Source organism: Limnoraphis robusta CS-951, from assembly GCF_000972705.2.
The window spans coordinates 1-16,598 of record NZ_LATL02000007.1 but is presented as its reverse complement, the minus strand read 5'-3'; the positions used below and the strand labels follow the sequence as shown (position 1 = coordinate 16,598).

Sequence of the window (16,598 nt, the reverse complement as noted above, 5' to 3'; positions counted from 1 at the left end):
ATATGTATGTCTCCCACCCATCAACCCGCCCCTTTCCAGGAAGCAGGAAATAGCGAGTTGTATTTTGTTGTATTTTATCCAGTAGAAAAATTATAAATGGGTTTGTTATCGTAGAGGATGTTTAGCTTTATTTAAAGCCGCCTCATAGATTTTTTGATTGCTTTGAACCGACTTCATCAAATCAGCAACAGGATGAGGATAATTCACGCCTAATTGTACACAAAATCGCTTTTGTTCAACCGGAAGTAACGTCCAGGGTTCGTGAACTTTTGATGCAGGTAAAGCTACTAATTCCGGCAACCAATGCTTCACATAATCCCCATTAGGGTCATAATCTTTCGCCTGTTTGGGAATATTAAAATACCGAAAACCTCGCGCATCATTTCCCACCCCTGCGGTATAGTTCCAATTTCCCCAATTACTACAAACATCATAATCAACTAACAGCGACTCGAACCATTCCGCCCCCATTTTCCAATTTATTCCTAAATTTTTAGTCAGAAAACTGGCTACATTTTGCCGTCCTCGGTTCGACATAAAACCCGTTGCTGCAAGTTCCCGCATATTCGCATCAACCAAGGGAAAACCTGTGGTTCCAGTCTGCCAACGTTCAAAGCGTTCCCAGTCTTTTTTCCAGGGAATAGGAACCCCTTGTAAACCCGATAAACGGAAAATTTTATTGCCATGTTTCAGACAAATAAACCGAAAATAATCCCGCCATAGCAACTCAAAAACTAACCAATAAGTCGAGTCATTTTTCACCCGTTGTTCTTCATAATCTTGCACCTGATCATAAATAAACCGAGGCGATAAACACCCCATCGCTAACCAAGGAGAAAATTTAGAAGAATAATTCCCCCCTAACATTCCATTTCGGGTTTCTTTATAGTCTTTTAAACAATCTTCTTCCCAAATATAATTCTTTAACCGGGTTATTCCGGCTGTTTCTCCCCCTTGAAACTTTAAAACCGCCCGTTCATCAAACCTTGGTGTTTCCAAGCCCAAAACTTGCAGTGTTGGTAACTCTCCAATTTCAACTTTCGGTAAACTCGGTAAACGCTTAGGCGTGGTAAATGAAGCGTAAATTGTGCCATTTTTCTCAACTTGTTTTCTAAATTGAGTAAAAACTTCAGGAATTCTGCTGATAGGAAAGGGTAAATCATCCAAATCATAAAGCGTCGCCCCCCAACAAGATTTTAACGCCACGCCTAAAGGTTTTAAGGCTTGTTCTAAAGCAGCTTCAACCGCTAATTCTTCTGAAGTTGCTTCCCGATAATAGTAAACCGCATCAATTTTGAATTGTTTAACCAGTTCAGGAATAACGGTTTCTGGGAAATCAGAACGAACAATTAAATCACTCCCTAATTGTTGCAGAGATTGACGTAAATCTGTTATACTTTCTATTAAAAATTGAGCGCGAAATGCTCCCGTTTTAGGAAAACCAAAGGACGTTTTACCAAATTGTCGAGGATCAAAGCAGTAAACCGGAATAATCTCTGCTTGGGCTTTTACTGCTAAATGTAGGGGTTCGTGATCATGGACTCGTAAATCGTTACGATACCAGATTAGCACTCGTTTATCACTCATTTTTCGTTAATCTGATTTGTCTTCGTTACAAATTTTAACAAATTTTTACTGTTTAGTTTCTATACCTGGAATAAAAAATCAAAACAAATGCTAACTATAGTATGTAGAACTTTAGTTATCATTTTTCATAAAATAGGTAAGAAATAATTTTTGGCTCCTCAAAGCCGTGAAAGAACCTATATTAGTTCAATTTGGTCAACAAGTTAGAAAAGCTAGGTTGAAACAGGGTTTATCTCAAGAAGAACTAGCTGAGAAAGCAGGAGTACACAGGACATACATTGGTATGATTGAGCGTGCCGAAAAGAATATTACCCTATTAAATATTGAAAAATTAGCGAAAGCTTTAGATATTAGTATTGTTGATTTACTGAGTGATAATAATGAATGATTTGATTAAAAATATAGAAGAATTTTGTCTTAAATATAATATTTTGCCTGAAAGTTTGCCGGACATTCTTCAAGATCCTAAAGTTTTACCGATGATTCGAGGCAAAGCTTTTGAGTTTTCTGCAATTGCCCAATTTGAGAAGTATCTCGATAAAAAATCGTGGAAAATAGTGAAACCGAAAATTAATCCTCAATTTGGTTCGAGCGATCAAGATGTGGTTATTAATCATTTAGAAACCCATATCAATATTAGAGTAGAGTGCAAGCTAGCAGCAAAAGGTAGATATAGGAAAGTTAAAGCAAACACAGAAAACCAGACTCAATATTTTGAGATTGATGTAAAGTGTATGCGGAGTCGAACTTTAGGAGTAGAAAGAGCTAAACAACTTTCTACTAAGGTCAATATTCCAGTTGATGTTATTATGATTCATAACGATCAATATTTACCTAATAGTTTTGATCTTGTTGTAACCTCAATTGCTAATGCTTTTTACGAAACCGATGAAGCAACAGGAAATTTTGAATGGCATCCTAAAGAGAAATCGAAAGAGTTTTTAGAAAAAATTAGTAACAAGAATATTATCGATTTACAAGACGAGTCTAATTTAAAAGATGTAATATTTGATAAAGTATATATCGCCAAGTCTAATGATGTAGCAGCCCTATTCAAGAACAATATCAAATGCACAAGACGAGAATGCAAAAACCCTTATAGTTGTGGATTTATTCCTAACTTTCCTAAAATCGTTTTTGATCTAAATACAGGCAAACCGCTACCTCCTTGGTTGGAAATTCAAGATTGTTTACAAGTTTTACAAACCTTTATAGAAAATTAATAGGGACATTGACTTGCTATTTTTAGCCATAAAGCGGTAATTCTAGCTGTTTATAAGAATGAGTCAAATTGAGTGAAGTTAATCCATAATTTGTGATAAAGATTTCTTTGCCTTTGTAGCGGCTGCCTTTCTTTTTTAATGATTTTAAGGAATTAGTATCTTTGTTTTTTTTCTGATCATCTGTTCTGCCTACTGTATAATTCCATTCTTTTTCATCAATTTGAGATGCCCATTGATAAAGCTCTCGAATTTCAGAAACATTATCATAAGTCAATAAAAATTTGAGTCGCTTGCTATGGAATTTTATAACTTCACATAATCTTAAGTGATCATCTTGAGTAAAATGGTGAGTATAAAAATTATCTTGACGAGCATTAAAATAAGGAGGATCTATGAATAAAAACCCACCATCTTCAACTTGATTAAAAACTTGTTCAAAATCTAAGTTTGTAATTTTTACATTTTGAAGCTTTTCAGAGGTACGCAAAATATTACGAGGCCAGTTTTCAGGTTTCATACTATATTTATCCCCATATCCCCAATAGCAACTTTCCCGTTTCATAATACCAGAGTATGAGGTTCGATTTAAGTAAAACCATCTAACTGCTTTTTCTAAATCGTTAGTTGGCTGATATACGTTTTTATAATAGGTATGACGTTCTTTAGTGGCTTGTTCTCCTTTTAGTTTTTCAATTAAATCATCAGGTTTATCTCGAATAATCAAATAACAATTAATCAAGTCATCATCAATATCGTTTAACCAATTTTTATTAACTTTTTCCTTTGCAAAAAATATAGAACCTCCGCCTGCAAAGGGTTCTATATAGTGGGTATGATCAGGAATATATTCTAAGATTAAATGACGCGCATAAAATTTACCTCCAGGATATCTAAACGGGGAATTAATAGCATGATTCATCACCACTTTCTCCAATTCTTTAATAATTAACTTACTTAATAAATTTTAAGTATTTTTGTCGTAATGATAATGATAGTAGGCAGAATCGATTCTGTCAACTGATACACTGATTCTGAATCCTTCCTTTACTTTTTTCCTTTTTTATCCAGTGATGAACTCACCCAATTTCTCGAACAAAGCAAGACAACAGGAGAAATAACCCTGTTAAAAATATTCAGAAATTGGGTAAAAGAACAGCTAAAAAACAGTTAACAAATTGGGGTTTTTCCCGGTTTAACCGCATGAAAAGATTCACTCCCCGAATGAGGCCAACCCCGACGATAAGACGCCTCTCCAGGCTGTCCCCAACCCAATTGTAATAAAACCTCTAAAAAATTCGACTTTTCCCATTTGAAAATACAAGCCCATTCCGTGCGTTGAGCGATCGCATCGATTTCCGCCGGATGAACTCGACGATAATCTTTTCCCGCATTCAAACTCAAATATAAATCCATGTCTACCGTCACCTCATACCAAAACTCAAGCAGTTGAGACTTCGCCGCTTTTAAAATTTCCATATCTTGAGGTAACGCCATCAACTGATCATCAACTCTCGGATAACAAAGCGTTTTTCCCTTCAACGTAATTTCTCGCCAAACAATCCCCGAAACTTGGTAATCCATCTGATATTGATGAACAGCCGCTTTAAAATCTTGATAAGCGGTAAACTTTTGAATGGCATCCGGCTTTAGAAAATGATCAACCACTGGGTTTCCCACCGCCGGAGTCGCAGACAAATTGAGACGCTCTCCATCTAAACACGCTTTGCGCTCACAATTCAAGATTTCAATCAGTTCATCGGTACTGTAGACTTTGGACATCTTTTGGCGTCCTTTACTCCTCAACAAATCCGTTGACTCGATTGTAGATTTTAGATTCAAAAATGGGAAGGGATAGGCTGTCACGACAGCAGAAAGATACCGATACTTTAGGCGTGCGGTTGACCCTTCAAGCCGATAAGATCAGGGGCGAATCTCTCTCAAGTCTATTATGCACGTTATTACTCGTAAACGTCTCAATGAATTTGCGGCAAAGTACCCAGATACAGAAAAGGCATTAGCTCGTTGGTATAAAATTGTAAAATCAGGAACATTTCGTTCCTTCGCTGAACTTCGCAGTCAGTTCCCCAGTGTTGACCAAGTTGATCACCTCACCGTGTTTAATATTGGCGGTAACAAAGTCCGGTTAATTGCTGCGATTCACTATAATCGACAAAAGCTTTATATTCGAGCAGTTCTGACCCATCCAGAGTACGATCAAGGAAAATGGAGACCGTAAAAATGTTGAGCATTGATGAAACTCAAAAATTGTGGCAACCCCTAGCAACTCAACTCGTTGTTCCCAGAGATGAAGCAAGTTATCAATCTCTCGTCAATTGGCTTGATCAACTCATTGATGAAGTGGGTGAAGATGAACAACATCCTCTCGCTTCGCTGATGGATATTCTCGGAATTCTCATTGAACAGTATGAAAATGAGTATATTTCTGAGCTTCAAGATTAATAGCCACAAAACACTTAATCAATGATGCCCAGAAAACCCATTTTTACCCGCTTCCCTAATCAGTGACCAGAACTTTATAGCCAGGGATTTTAATCCCTTTAAGAGAACTAAATTTAACGGTCAACTGTCTTCACTGGTCACTGATAACTGATAACTGATCACTGAATTAAGCCGACTCACTCGCTACCAATTGATTTTCTTGACGTAGATAAGCTTGAATAAAATCATCCAACTCGCCATTCATCACATCATCAATTGCCGTCGTTTCCACTGTGGTTCGCAAATCTTTAACCATCTGATAAGGATGAAAAACATAGTTGCGAATTTGGTTTCCCCAAGCCGCATCCACTAAATCTCCGCGAATTTCTGCAATTTCTTTCGCCCGTTGTTCTTGAGCAATAATCAACAACTTCGCCTTCAACAACGCTAACGCCTTTTCTTTGTTTTGCAACTGCGATCGCTCTTGAGTACAACGCACCGCAATACCCGTCGGAAGATGAACCACCCGCACCGCCGTTTCCACCTTGTTAACGTTTTGGCCGCCTTTTCCACCTGCCCGAGACGTTGTGATCTCCAAATCTTTTTCAGGAATGTCTAACTGCACACCTTGATCAAGCATCGGCATCACCTCCACGCCTGCAAAACTGGTTTGTCGCTTGCCATTAGCGTTAAACGGAGAAATTCGGACTAAGCGATGAGTCCCCTTCTCACACTTGAGATAACCATAGGCATAACGGCCTTCAATTTCCAGCGTTGCCGACTTAATTCCGGCTTCATCCCCCTCCGAGAATTCCGCCATATGTACTTTATAACCGTGAGCTTCTCCCCAACGAGTGTACATCCGCAGCAGCATCTCCGCCCAATCTTGAGCATCGGTTCCACCCGCCCCGGCATTAATCGTCAGAACCGCTCCATTTTGGTCGTAGAGGCCTGATAAAAGCTGTTGGAGTTCCCAACTATCTAAATCTTGATTGAGATGGGTTACATTCGATTCTGCCTCGGCTAATAGCGTCTCATCGCTTTCCAACTCCAGCAACTCCAAAATGGCACCTGTATCTTCTATCGTTTTGTGCCATTGTTGATATTGTTGCAAAATAGATTTAAGGTCGTTAAGTTCTTGGAGTGTTTTTTGAGCCGTGCTTTGATCCTCCCAGAACTCCGGTTGGGCGGCAATTTGTTCTAAATCTTCGATCCGGGCGTTGAGTGCGGGTAGGTCAAAGATAGTCCTGGGTTTTACCCAGGCGCTCAGACAACATTTCGAGTTCGCGCTTAATTTCTAATACTTCCATAGGGCGTTCGACTGACAACCTTTCTTTACAAAAGTTACACTGTAGATTTTAGCGGTAATTTATCGCTGCGTGTCTGCAATTTTCACTCCTCTAAGTATGTCTCGTCAAATTTTTGCTACAGGTCGCCCACGCAACCAGACTCATGCTCGTGATCAATGGATTGATTATTTGTGGATATTTGGACTGTTAACAGCAGCCCTATTATTATTTGGACTCAATCTCGGCGGTGTTGCGTTGCGAGACTGGGATGAAGGAATTGTCGCCCAAGTCGCCCGTGAAATTGCCCAAGGAGATCTCAATTGGCTTTATCCCACCTTACATGGAGATCCCTATTTTAATAAACCCCCGCTTGTTCATAATTTAATCGCTTTAGCTTACCAGTTCGCGGGAATTCACGAATGGACAGCCCGTTTCCCTTCTGCAATATTAACGGCAGCTTCTGTTCCCCTTCTCTACCGTTTGGGTTTAGAACTGTTTCGTCAACGAACTCCCGCCGTTTTTTCAGCTTTAGTCTATCTCACCTTGCTTCCGGTTGTCCGACAGGGACGGTTAGCCATGTTAGATGGAACGGTTCTATTTTTATTGATTTTAATGCTAGCTTGCCTGTTGCGATCGCGTCGAGATTTGCGTTACGCTCTCGGATCAGGACTGGCTTTCGGACTGTTATGTTTAACCAAAGGAATTTTACTAGGATTCTTGCTCGGTGCGATCGCCTTTTTCTTTGTATTATGGGATACGCCCCGACTGCTTCAGTGTAAATATCTTTGGATCGGGTTACTCTTGGGTTTAGTTCCCGTCACGCTTTGGTATACTGCCCAATGGCAACATTACGGTCAATCCTTTTTTCAAATTAATCTCAAAGATCAATCTTGGGAACGAATATGGCAGTCAGTTGAAAATCATCAAGCCGCCCCTTGGTATTATCTTTTAGAAATTTTAAAATACGCTTTTCCTTGGCACCTGTTTTGGATACCCGGACTGATTTTTACCTGGAAAAATCGCAATTTTAGTTGGGCAAAATTAATCTTAGTTTGGACAGGGATTTATTTCGTTTCGATTTCTCTGATGACCACCAAACTTCCCTGGTATATTTTACCCCTGTATCCCGCTTTTGCTTTAACAGTGGGTGGTTATTTTGCCCAAGTCTGGCGAGAAGGCGATCAAGAAACCGGACAATGGCAAGGAAACCTTCATCAACTAGAAGATTTACCTTCTCCTTTACCCCATCAATTTACCCCGATTTTTGCCCTGCTTGCGGTTGTCGCCTGGTTAGGTTGTCTGTATTTTGGCCAGATCATTCCGGGTTTTAAAGTGGCGGAAAATGAGATGGATATACAGCTAACTTTCGCCGCATTATCAATCACTTTTGCCCTAACAACATTGCTGCTTCATCGCAAAGATCGACAATTTTTAATCATTTTATTTTGGGGAATGTATGTTTCATTAATCCTGTTTGTGAGTTCTAATAATTGGGTTTGGGAACTCGCAGAAGATTATCCCGTTAAACCCGTCGCCGCTTTAATTGAACAAGGAACTTCTGCCAATCAACCCATTTATACTTCTCATCCCTACTCTCGTCCTTCCTTGAATTTTTATAGCGATCGCAAAATTCGTTCAGTCGAGGATGAGGAATTGAAACAAAAATGGCAAACTCCTAAACCCTATTTTCTACTCGATCGTTCTACCCTAAAACGCCTTAAACTGGATCAAGTTCAATCGATAGGTAGCGCCCAAGACTTAATATTAATCACGAAAAAGCCCCAGAATCCCTGTTGTGATACCCCAGTCAACGAATCGACAATTTAACAAAGGTTGATCCAAAAATCCTCGCCTAAAGTCAATTCATCAAAATTACCATTGGAGAGTTAATCTAGTCCAATCAATCACCCAATTTAACTCAAAAAAATGCCCGAGTTTTAGACAAATCAAGCCGATTAAATTATCAGGTTCACGATAGCAAAATAACATCTTTTCGAGCTGTATTGCCCAAATAGACGTGTAAAATCTCATCAAAAATTGCAGTCAAAACTTGCTGAACCTTAATCTCAGTCACTCAATGAAAATCAGGAGATTGAGAATCAGATTCTTCTTCCTGTATAGACTCGGACTGCATATCGAGTGTACTTTGTTCAGTATTCAATTGATTAGTAGCAGCAATGGCTAAACTGATAAATAAAATGCCACTGACTAAAACCGCCAGGGGAAAACGTCGAGTCAGCCATAAATCTCGACGAATTCTCGCCCAAGGATGACTCTGACGGCGTAACATCTGCCCAACAGCCCACTTTTGTAGACAGAAAGGATCACGAACAAAATGGCCACTATTGCTAATCACAAAATGAGTATGACAATGGGGACAAGTGAAAAGTCCACCAAACACCCCCATTGAGGAGACAATGCTTGTATGATGACAAATCGGACAAGTAACAGAGTATGTATTGAAGGTATCAGCGTTCATAGAATAAATGACTCAAAATGACTCAGGTAGACAAAACTGACGACCCCTTGCAAGCAAAAGTAACAACTCTCGTAGAAGCATCAGCGATGCGGCACAATGTTGCTCTCTATCTCTAGTCTAACTCTCCTGCTATTTCCATCAACCTCGAAAATACGGATTTTTTCGGTAAAAAAGATACAATCAGTCAACATCCCTAAAAAAGAAGCAGATCGAGTCTGACAAAAACCGAATCTTTTCATCACAACTGCTCTTTTTTGTCAACCGACTTAAGACTGTCTTAATTTTCAATCGGTAATTTGTTCATTGTGCCAGGTTTGCAATTCTTTTAATCCGGTCGTGTGAGTGAGATTGTATTGCAGGGGAGTCATAGTAATGTAATTTTGGCGTAAAGCCTGCACATCTGTTGGTAAATCATCATTAATCAAAGTCTTTTGAGGATCTTCGACCTCTTCTAAGACTTCTCCGGCTAACCAATAGTAAGTTTTCCCCCTGGGGTCAACGCGCTTTTCAAAAATATCAATATAGCGACGAATTCCTTGACGAGCGATCATCACACCCAGAATATCTTCTTCAGGCACCGCCGGAATGTTAACATTAAGCAGCATAACCTGAGATAAAGGACGTTTTTCCAACTGTTTGAGCAAACGTTCCGCAAAACGAACAGACGCTTGAAACTGACGCGCCGAATAACTCCCCAGACTCAAAGCAATACTGGGAATGCCTTCAATCATCCCTTCCATCGCCGCAGAAACCGTACCCGAGTAGATAACATCCGTTCCCAAATTCGGGCCGTGGTTCACCCCAGCCAGAACAAAATCCGGGCGAGTATCGAGTAACCCAAACAAAGCCAACTTCACACAGTCCGCCGGAGTTCCCGAACAAGCCCAAGCCTTCACCTGGGGATGAAAAACCGATTCCACCTTCTCCGCCCGAATGGGTTGATGAAGCGTCAAACCGTGACCTGTAGCGGATCGTTCTTGATCGGGACAAACCACCTTGACCTCATGGCCGACTTCTGCGAGATGATTAGCAAGGCTACGAATTCCTTGGGCAAAAATGCCGTCATCATTACTGATTAACAGTTTCATGGATGCAATTTCTGATTATCGTGTAGGTGCAGGGCCAAAATAAATGTTCCGCTTATGACTCAACAGCGATCGCCCAACAATGGGTGTAATCTTAATAGTAAGCGTCTTTGTCTCTCAATCAATGTTACGATTTTTGCGCCGCTCGAATCGCGATGGATTCAATCTGCACGGCTAACTTTGCTTTAAACTTCCAAGTTGTATAGTAAACATTCCCGATATGAGTACCCAAATTGACGCCCAACTCCAAGAACTGCGCCAAAATGCCCAAACCGAGATTACCGCTTGCCAAAGCCTCGATCAACTCGAACAGTTACGAATTAACTACTTTGGCAAAAAAGGTCAACTCTCCCAAGTGCTTGGGGCAATGGGAAAACTCGATCCGAGTGAACGTCCCCGTATTGGTGCGATCACAAATGAAGTCAAACAAGCCATCCAAACCGACTTAGACGATAAACGCACTGCCCTACAAGCAGCCCAACTCGAAGCCCGACTGAAAAGCGAAAGCCTCGATGTCACCATGCCGGGAATTTATCGCCCCCAAGGTCAAATACACCCCCTCAACGGCATCATTGATCGCGCCCTCGATATTTTTGTCGGTTTGGGCTACACCGTCGCCACAGGGCCGGATATGGAAAGCGATTATTACAACTTTGCCGCGTTGAATATGCCTGCCGATCATCCGGCCCGAGATATGCAGGATACCTTCTATTTACCGGATGGGAACTTACTGCGAACCCATACTTCTCCGGTACAAATTCGCTACATGGAACAACAAAAACCCCCTTTACGGGTTATAGTACCGGGTCGGGTTTATCGGCGCGATACCGTTGATGCAACTCATGCGGCAGTGTTTCATCAAATCGAACTCCTAGCCGTTGATGAAGGATTGCGCTTTAGCGACCTCAAAGGGACAATTAAAGAGTTCCTGCGTCAGATGTTTGGGGATTTACCGATTCGCTTCCGGGCGAGTTATTTCCCCTTCACCGAACCCTCAGCCGAAGTAGACTTACAATGGCAAGGCAAATGGTTAGAAGTGTTGGGTTGTGGCATGGTTGATCCGAATGTGTTTAAAGCCGTTGGCTATGATTCGGAGAAATATACCGGATTTGCCGCCGGATTTGGGGTCGAACGCTTTGCGATGGTTTTACATCAGCTTGATGATATTCGCCGGGTCTATGCCAGTGATTTACGCTTTTTGCGACAATTTTAATCAATTTTAAAGTGTGGGTTGTGTGAGGAGTTGAACGAGAATAAATATGTTGTCTTATGAGTCTCGGTGGATACCCTGGCTGGGTAGTTTGTTAATCGTTGCGATCGCCATACCCTATCGGGCGATCGCCAATGAAAAAGCAGTTCCGTCTAAATTTTCCCCCTCTGAAGGCAGCGCTGAAACGACATCGGATCTGTGTCGTCAGGTGTTTGAACCTCAAGGCTTGGCGGTTCGCGCCCGACCTACTCCTAATTCTCCCCGAGTCGGGGGGGTTCGCCATAAAGATGAAGTCACCCTGGTTCGCAATTATCAAGGCATTCGGGGGCCTGATGGTCGAACTTGGATCGAAATTACCTATCCGATGCGTGGATTTATCTCCAATGGTTATCCGGGAGGACGCAGTAACTTAATGCTGTGTTCGGATGATGTGATTTCTCAGCCGCCTCAACAACCTGCTTCTCTATGTCGTCGCATCGATCGCTTCGCTGCACCCAGAGGCGTGGCGGTTCGATCAAAACCCTCTAGTTCGGCGTCTCGTGTGGGAGGAATCGCTTCGGGCCAGGAAGTCTACCTCGTCGAAGGTTATAAACTGATTCGAGATCCGAATAATGAACCTCGCAATTGGGTCGAAATTGCCGAACCGTTAGCAGGTTTTATCTCCGCTAATACCCTAATTATGTGCCGATAATCAACAGTTTACAGTTTACAGTAACCAGTTATCAGTGAACAGTTGATAGCTAATAACTGTAAACTGAAATAACTGGTTACTGTTGACTGTCTACTTAATGCCAATCCGAATTTCTGAACAAAAAGAAGCTTGGCTAAAGCCATTGGTATGCTTGAAAATGCTGGTTCGCAGTCGCAAATTGGGCATCAGATACCATAACCGTTCTTCAACATAAAAGTTATCGGTTTCTGTAATCAAAACTAAAACTTCATCCTCTCCTAAAAAATAACTCCCTTTGAAGGCATGGTCATCATAACCTGGTCTTTTTTGTAAAAATTGACCTTCATGGGGTGAATCAGAGTCAATCAAGGGAACTAACATTGTTGAACCCGTCTGGCTTTGAGAGTCGCCCTCTACAGTTCCCTCCCAAGCCAGTTGGAATCCCCCCCAAGCCATTGTCGGATCAACTTGGTGATGTTCGCACAGTTGAGTAATGCTAGGTTCATTTTGAGGCAAAAGCGTAATCGTCAGGTTGGATTTACCTGCTTGCAATTGTCCAGAGGATAAGTTGTGAATAGTACGTTGAGAAAACCACTTACCCGCAGAAAGTTCAAGGAATTCTGAAATATCCATCAAGCTTGTTTATGTTTCTGGTCTAATGTAAATCTGAGCGGCTAATCTTCTCAGTGTAGCAGTCGGAGGTGATCACGACAGAATTGTTTCAATTTGAAGACCAACAACTGCGATCGCGTCCCGTCGCCTTGGCTCGATACAACGCTTCATCTGCCGCACCAATCAGGATAGGAATTGATAAACTCGTATTGGGGATAACCGTCGCAACCCCTAAACTAAGCGTCACGCAGCCATAAACGGACTCAGCGTGAGAAATACCCAAGGCCCTCACCCGCACTCGAATTTCCTCCGCAACTCGCAGCGCCCCTTCTAAGGAAGTAGCGGGTAAAATCACAGCAAATTCTTCTCCTCCGTAACGAGCGACTAAATCGGCTGGACGTTTGACTCCCGCTTTGATCGCTTGGGCGACTTGGTGCAAACAATGATCTCCGGCTTGATGTCCGTAGGTGTCATTGTAGAGTTTAAAACTATCAATATCACATAAAATTAGCGACAGTTGATCTTGCGATCGCATTAACCTAGTCCATTCTTTTTCTAACACCCGATCAAAACAATGACGGTTCGCAATTTGAGTTAAACTATCACGAGCAGCTAAACGTTCTAATTCTTGATTAGCGGTTTCTAGTTGTTGATAAAGTTCCCCTTGATGAATGGCGATCGCGGCTTGAGCGGATAATTCACTCAAAAGCTTAATTTCATGTTGTTCCCAATGTCTAATATCCCGACAATGATGAGCAATCATCAATCCCCATAATTTATCTTGATAAACAATCGGAACCACCAAATTAGCCTTAACGGCGTAGCGTTCCAGGAGTTCGATATGGCAAGGGTTCAAATCAGCTTCCTTAATATTATCAATGGCTCTAATTCTTCCCTGACGATAATATTTAACATAGCTTTCTCTAAAACAAGGATCATCAATTTCATCCTCTAAGCTAGCTGGATAACCGGGTACAACCGACTCAACTACAACGGTTCCATTCCACTGAGCATCAAAGCGGTACAAAATCACCCGATCTGTTTCCAAAAGCTCTCGTACTTCTTGAGCCGTTGTATTAAGAATATCATTGAGATTGAGAGAATTGCGAATTTTCTGTCCGATTTCCATGACGAGTCTTTCTCGAATGGCTTGCTGTTTAAGTTCTTCTTTCAAATGAGCATATTCAAGAATTTTTTCAGCCAGTGTTTGTTGATCTATGGCTACCGTTTGAGCTAAAGGTTCGGGTGTAGAAACTGGAGTTCCGCTCAAAGGAATAATCGGGCTATTCGTTGTACATAATCTAGAATAAATCGGTGTCAGAGGTTGAGATTTCATCAACAATTTAATGATTCCTTCTGCCGATAAAGGATGACTAATCAGATAACCTTGAGCCTGATTACAACCAATAGATTGCAAAAATTCTAACTGTTGTCGGGTTTCCACTCCCTTCGCTAAAACATTAAATTCTAGAGCATTCCCTAAATTGACAAGAGCCTGTAAAATAGCACCTTGCTTCGGATCACTCATTAAATCTTCGACAAAAGACGAATCTATTTTTAAAGTTTGAATCGGTAAATGTTTGAGAGAAATGAGAGAACAATAACCTCGACCAAAATTATCAATTGCAATCTGAATTCCGGCTTGCCGCAATTGCTTGAGTCGAATCATTGATCTTTCAATATCGCCCATAAGAGCAGTTTCTGTAATTTCAAGTTCCAGATATTTAGGTTCCATCTGGGCTTGTTGAAGGGTACTGATCAACACATCAACTAAATCCTCTTGTTGAAACTGATTCACAGAGAGATTGACACTAATTTTTGCAGGGGATAATCCTGTTAGTTGCCAAATGCGTTGTTGAGTGCAAGCCGTTTGTAAAACCCAAGCCCCAATAGCTTTGAGTTCGTTCATGTGTTCGGCGACTGGAAGAAAGTGATGAGGATATATCACCCCAAAGCGAGGATGATACCAACGAATTAAAGCTTCCAAACCGCTTAGTTTTCCTGTTGAGAGTTCGATTTGGGGCTGGTAGTGAATGGCAAACTCCTCTTGTTTTAATGCTTTCTGTAAGTCAGCCTCTAGCGTTAGATGAGTCGGATTAATTGTTGCACTCTCAGGTGTATAGAGTTTGTAGGTGTTTTTGCCATATTGTTTGGCTTGATCTAGGGCAATTTCTGCGTGTTTGAGGAGTGTTGCTGCACTTTCTCCGTCGTAGGGTGCCAAAGCCACGCCGATACTGCCGTTGAGGTAAATAGCTTGAGTGTGAATGTACAATGGCTCTCGAAAGATGTCAAGCAAGCTTTGACACAGGGTTATCGTGTCATCGGCATAAGCCACCTGAGAAAAGATTAATGCAAATCCATCCCCATGCCAACGAGCCAGCAGGGTATTATTCAGTTGGAGTTGTTCTAGGCGACTTTGCAAACGAACAGCAACTTCTTGTAAGAAACTATCTCCGACTTGATATCCAAAAGATTCATTAATGGTTTTAAACTGATCTAAGCCTAAAACTGCTACTGCAACCATATTGCCGTTGTGCAGAACATCAATTAATGCTAGTGTTAGTTGTTGTTCTAAGACAATCCGATTGGGGAGTTTGGTGACTCGATCATAGGAGGCTTGATTCTCGATCAGATGAGTCAGTTGGCGTTGCGTAAAGCCAACATAAAGGTGTAGACTCAGCGATTGTCCTAATTTGAGTTCGTTAGGTTGCCAAATGGGAGCTTGTCGCCGTATTTCTCGCCAAGTTTCAAAGGAGCGTCGAGTGATTTGATTACGCGGATCGGTGTTATGGTAGCCTGCCCACAGGATTTCGATTTCTCGTTCTGTTCTAAACAAGGTGAGATAACCGATTTCTTGCTGACGAGATCCCAGAGGAATGATCAGTAATGAGTGAATGGAAGTATTTGCAAAAGCTTCTGTTAGGGGTTGGAGATGGGGATGTTTGGAAAACTCCAAAACTGTAAAAATACAGGGCTTGTTGTTTCCGATGGAATGACTCTCATCAACATTTTTAAACGGTGTGGAATCGGGTTTGGGCTTAATGGGTTGAGTGTTTTGCTGGATCAAATCTTGCCAACTTGAACTGTTTTCGAGTTCGGCTAGGCTCGGTTGTTCGCCACAGGTGTATAATTTGGGGGATTGACCAGTGAGATCCTCTGTGAAATAAACACGTCCTCCATCGCCTTTTAAGATCTTGATGCTTTCTTCAAGAACAGTTTGCCAGGTTTGATGTTCGTCAAGGTTTTCAGCGAAAATTTTGTTGATGCGAGCGATCGCTTTTTCTTGTTGTTGTTGTTGTTCGGCTTGGGCTATCAATGTAGCTTGGGCAATTGCCAGGGAAACTTGTTTACTTAAGAGTTCTACTGTTTGCAGTTCGGGTTCGCTAAAGCGTCGCGGTTCCGCATGATGAATGATGAATAAACCCCACAATTGTTCCCAGTGAAAAATGGGAATAGCCAAGGATGATAAAACTCCCATTCCGACTAAATATTGGAGATGACATTCATCGACGGGAGCATAGCGAATCTCAGCATTTAATCGATTCGGTTCACTTAATTGTGAGTTGGCGGAGTCGAGGATTTTTCGTTTGGCTGAGACATCTATGATAATTCGTTGATGGGCTTTATTGAATTGAGCGCGAGCAACAGAGGGAATATCTTGGGCTGAAAAATGCAAGCCGAGCAGTGAGGGTAATTGTTCTAATTTAACAGATTCAGCAATAACAACACCGCTTCCCTCTATTTGAAATTGATAAATTTTGACTCGATCTACGTTGAGAAAATCACGAGTTTCTTTGACAATAATATTCAGTTTTTCTTGAAAAGAAAGATGATTTTTTTCCCAGTCTGCTAGTTGGAATAAAAACGGTTTTTGATAATTTCTTTTCTTTTTCATTTTGATGGACTTAAAAAGAGGTTGATTAAAACTTACGAATAACAATGGAGTTTATCAATCAAATTGAAGTTTTTATTGGATTTAAAATGGCTCAATATTTCATACAACT

Annotated in this window: 15 protein-coding genes; 7 read left to right on the top strand and 8 right to left on the bottom strand. The window is 41.2% G+C overall.

The features are described from left to right. Positions 1 to 105: 105 nt before the first annotated feature. On the bottom strand, positions 106 to 1,587 hold the full coding sequence (locus tag WN50_RS00610; RefSeq protein WP_046279435.1) for a DASH family cryptochrome: 1,482 nt from the start codon (positions 1,585 to 1,587) through the stop codon (positions 106 to 108). A gap of 166 nt (positions 1,588 to 1,753) precedes the next feature. Here WN50_RS00610 and WN50_RS00605 point away from each other — a divergent pair, with 166 nt between their 5' ends. Further along, complete coding sequence (locus WN50_RS00605; protein WP_046279434.1) at positions 1,754 to 1,975, top strand: helix-turn-helix domain-containing protein; 222 nt, start codon at positions 1,754 to 1,756, stop codon at positions 1,973 to 1,975. Next, positions 1,968 to 2,810 carry a hypothetical protein gene (locus WN50_RS00600; RefSeq protein WP_046279433.1) on the top strand — a complete coding sequence of 281 codons (843 nt, stop codon included), beginning with the start codon at positions 1,968 to 1,970 and terminating at the stop codon, positions 2,808 to 2,810. Before WN50_RS00605 ends, WN50_RS00600 begins: the two co-directional genes overlap by 8 nt. Positions 2,811 to 2,832: 22 nt before the next feature. Here WN50_RS00600 and WN50_RS00595 read toward each other — a convergent pair whose 3' ends face one another. Both WN50_RS00595 and WN50_RS00590 read right to left on the bottom strand, forming a co-directional pair. Then, positions 2,833 to 3,729, bottom strand: a complete 897-nt coding sequence (locus WN50_RS00595; protein ID WP_046279432.1) for a DNA adenine methylase — start codon at positions 3,727 to 3,729, stop codon at positions 2,833 to 2,835. A 248-nt stretch (positions 3,730 to 3,977) separates the two neighbouring features. Beyond that, positions 3,978 to 4,589, bottom strand: a complete 612-nt coding sequence (locus WN50_RS00590; protein WP_046279431.1) for a hypothetical protein — start codon at positions 4,587 to 4,589, stop codon at positions 3,978 to 3,980. Positions 4,590 to 4,758: 169 nt separating this feature from the next. On the opposite strand from WN50_RS00590, the gene WN50_RS00585 reads away from it, so the two are divergent. Both WN50_RS00585 and WN50_RS00580 read left to right on the top strand, forming a co-directional pair. Next, on the top strand, positions 4,759 to 5,046 hold the full coding sequence (locus WN50_RS00585; protein WP_046279430.1) for a type II toxin-antitoxin system HigB family toxin: 288 nt from the start codon (positions 4,759 to 4,761) through the stop codon (positions 5,044 to 5,046). Between the two features lie 2 nt (positions 5,047 to 5,048). Further along, complete coding sequence (locus tag WN50_RS00580; protein ID WP_046279429.1) at positions 5,049 to 5,270, top strand: hypothetical protein; 222 nt, start codon at positions 5,049 to 5,051, stop codon at positions 5,268 to 5,270. A 166-nt stretch (positions 5,271 to 5,436) separates the two neighbouring features. Here WN50_RS00580 and prfB read toward each other — a convergent pair. Continuing rightward, a protein-coding gene (gene prfB, locus WN50_RS00575) for a peptide chain release factor 2 (RefSeq protein ID WP_152964658.1) occupies positions 5,437 to 6,559 on the bottom strand; the annotation gives its coding sequence in 2 pieces (ribosomal slippage) (positions 5,437 to 6,486 and positions 6,488 to 6,559; 1,122 coding nt in all). A gap of 96 nt (positions 6,560 to 6,655) precedes the next feature. Here prfB and WN50_RS00570 point away from each other — a divergent pair. Continuing rightward, positions 6,656 to 8,365 carry an ArnT family glycosyltransferase gene (locus WN50_RS00570; protein WP_046279427.1) on the top strand — a complete coding sequence of 570 codons (1,710 nt, stop codon included), beginning with the start codon at positions 6,656 to 6,658 and terminating at the stop codon, positions 8,363 to 8,365. Between the two features lie 247 nt (positions 8,366 to 8,612). On the opposite strand, the gene WN50_RS00565 is transcribed toward WN50_RS00570, so the two are convergent. Further along, the gene (locus WN50_RS00565; RefSeq protein ID WP_046279426.1) at positions 8,613 to 9,017 is read right to left on the bottom strand and encodes a hypothetical protein; all 405 of its coding nucleotides are present in this window, start codon (positions 9,015 to 9,017) and stop codon (positions 8,613 to 8,615) included. Between the two features lie 284 nt (positions 9,018 to 9,301). Continuing rightward, positions 9,302 to 10,105, bottom strand: coding sequence for a 5'/3'-nucleotidase SurE (gene surE, locus WN50_RS00560; RefSeq protein ID WP_046279425.1), 804 nt, complete (start codon positions 10,103 to 10,105; stop codon positions 9,302 to 9,304). 217 nt (positions 10,106 to 10,322) lie between these two features. Here surE and pheS point away from each other — a divergent pair, with 217 nt between their 5' ends. Both pheS and WN50_RS00550 read left to right on the top strand, forming a co-directional pair. Next, positions 10,323 to 11,315: a phenylalanine--tRNA ligase subunit alpha gene (gene pheS, locus WN50_RS00555; protein WP_046279424.1), complete on the top strand. Its 993-nt coding sequence runs from the start codon at positions 10,323 to 10,325 to the stop codon at positions 11,313 to 11,315. Positions 11,316 to 11,361: 46 nt separating this feature from the next. Next, positions 11,362 to 12,003 (top strand): SH3 domain-containing protein, encoded by a 642-nt coding sequence (locus WN50_RS00550; RefSeq protein WP_046279423.1) that lies wholly within the window; start codon positions 11,362 to 11,364, stop codon positions 12,001 to 12,003. Between the two features lie 90 nt (positions 12,004 to 12,093). On the opposite strand, the gene WN50_RS00545 is transcribed toward WN50_RS00550, so the two are convergent. Together WN50_RS00545 and WN50_RS00540 are read right to left on the bottom strand one after the other, a co-directional pair. Beyond that, entirely contained in the window at positions 12,094 to 12,615 is a 522-nt protein-coding gene (locus tag WN50_RS00545) for a phycobiliprotein lyase (protein WP_046279422.1), read from the bottom strand. 88 nt (positions 12,616 to 12,703) lie between these two features. Continuing rightward, on the bottom strand, positions 12,704 to 16,489 hold the full coding sequence (locus tag WN50_RS00540) for a diguanylate cyclase domain-containing protein (protein ID WP_046279421.1): 3,786 nt from the start codon (positions 16,487 to 16,489) through the stop codon (positions 12,704 to 12,706). Positions 16,490 to 16,598 lie beyond the last annotated feature (109 nt).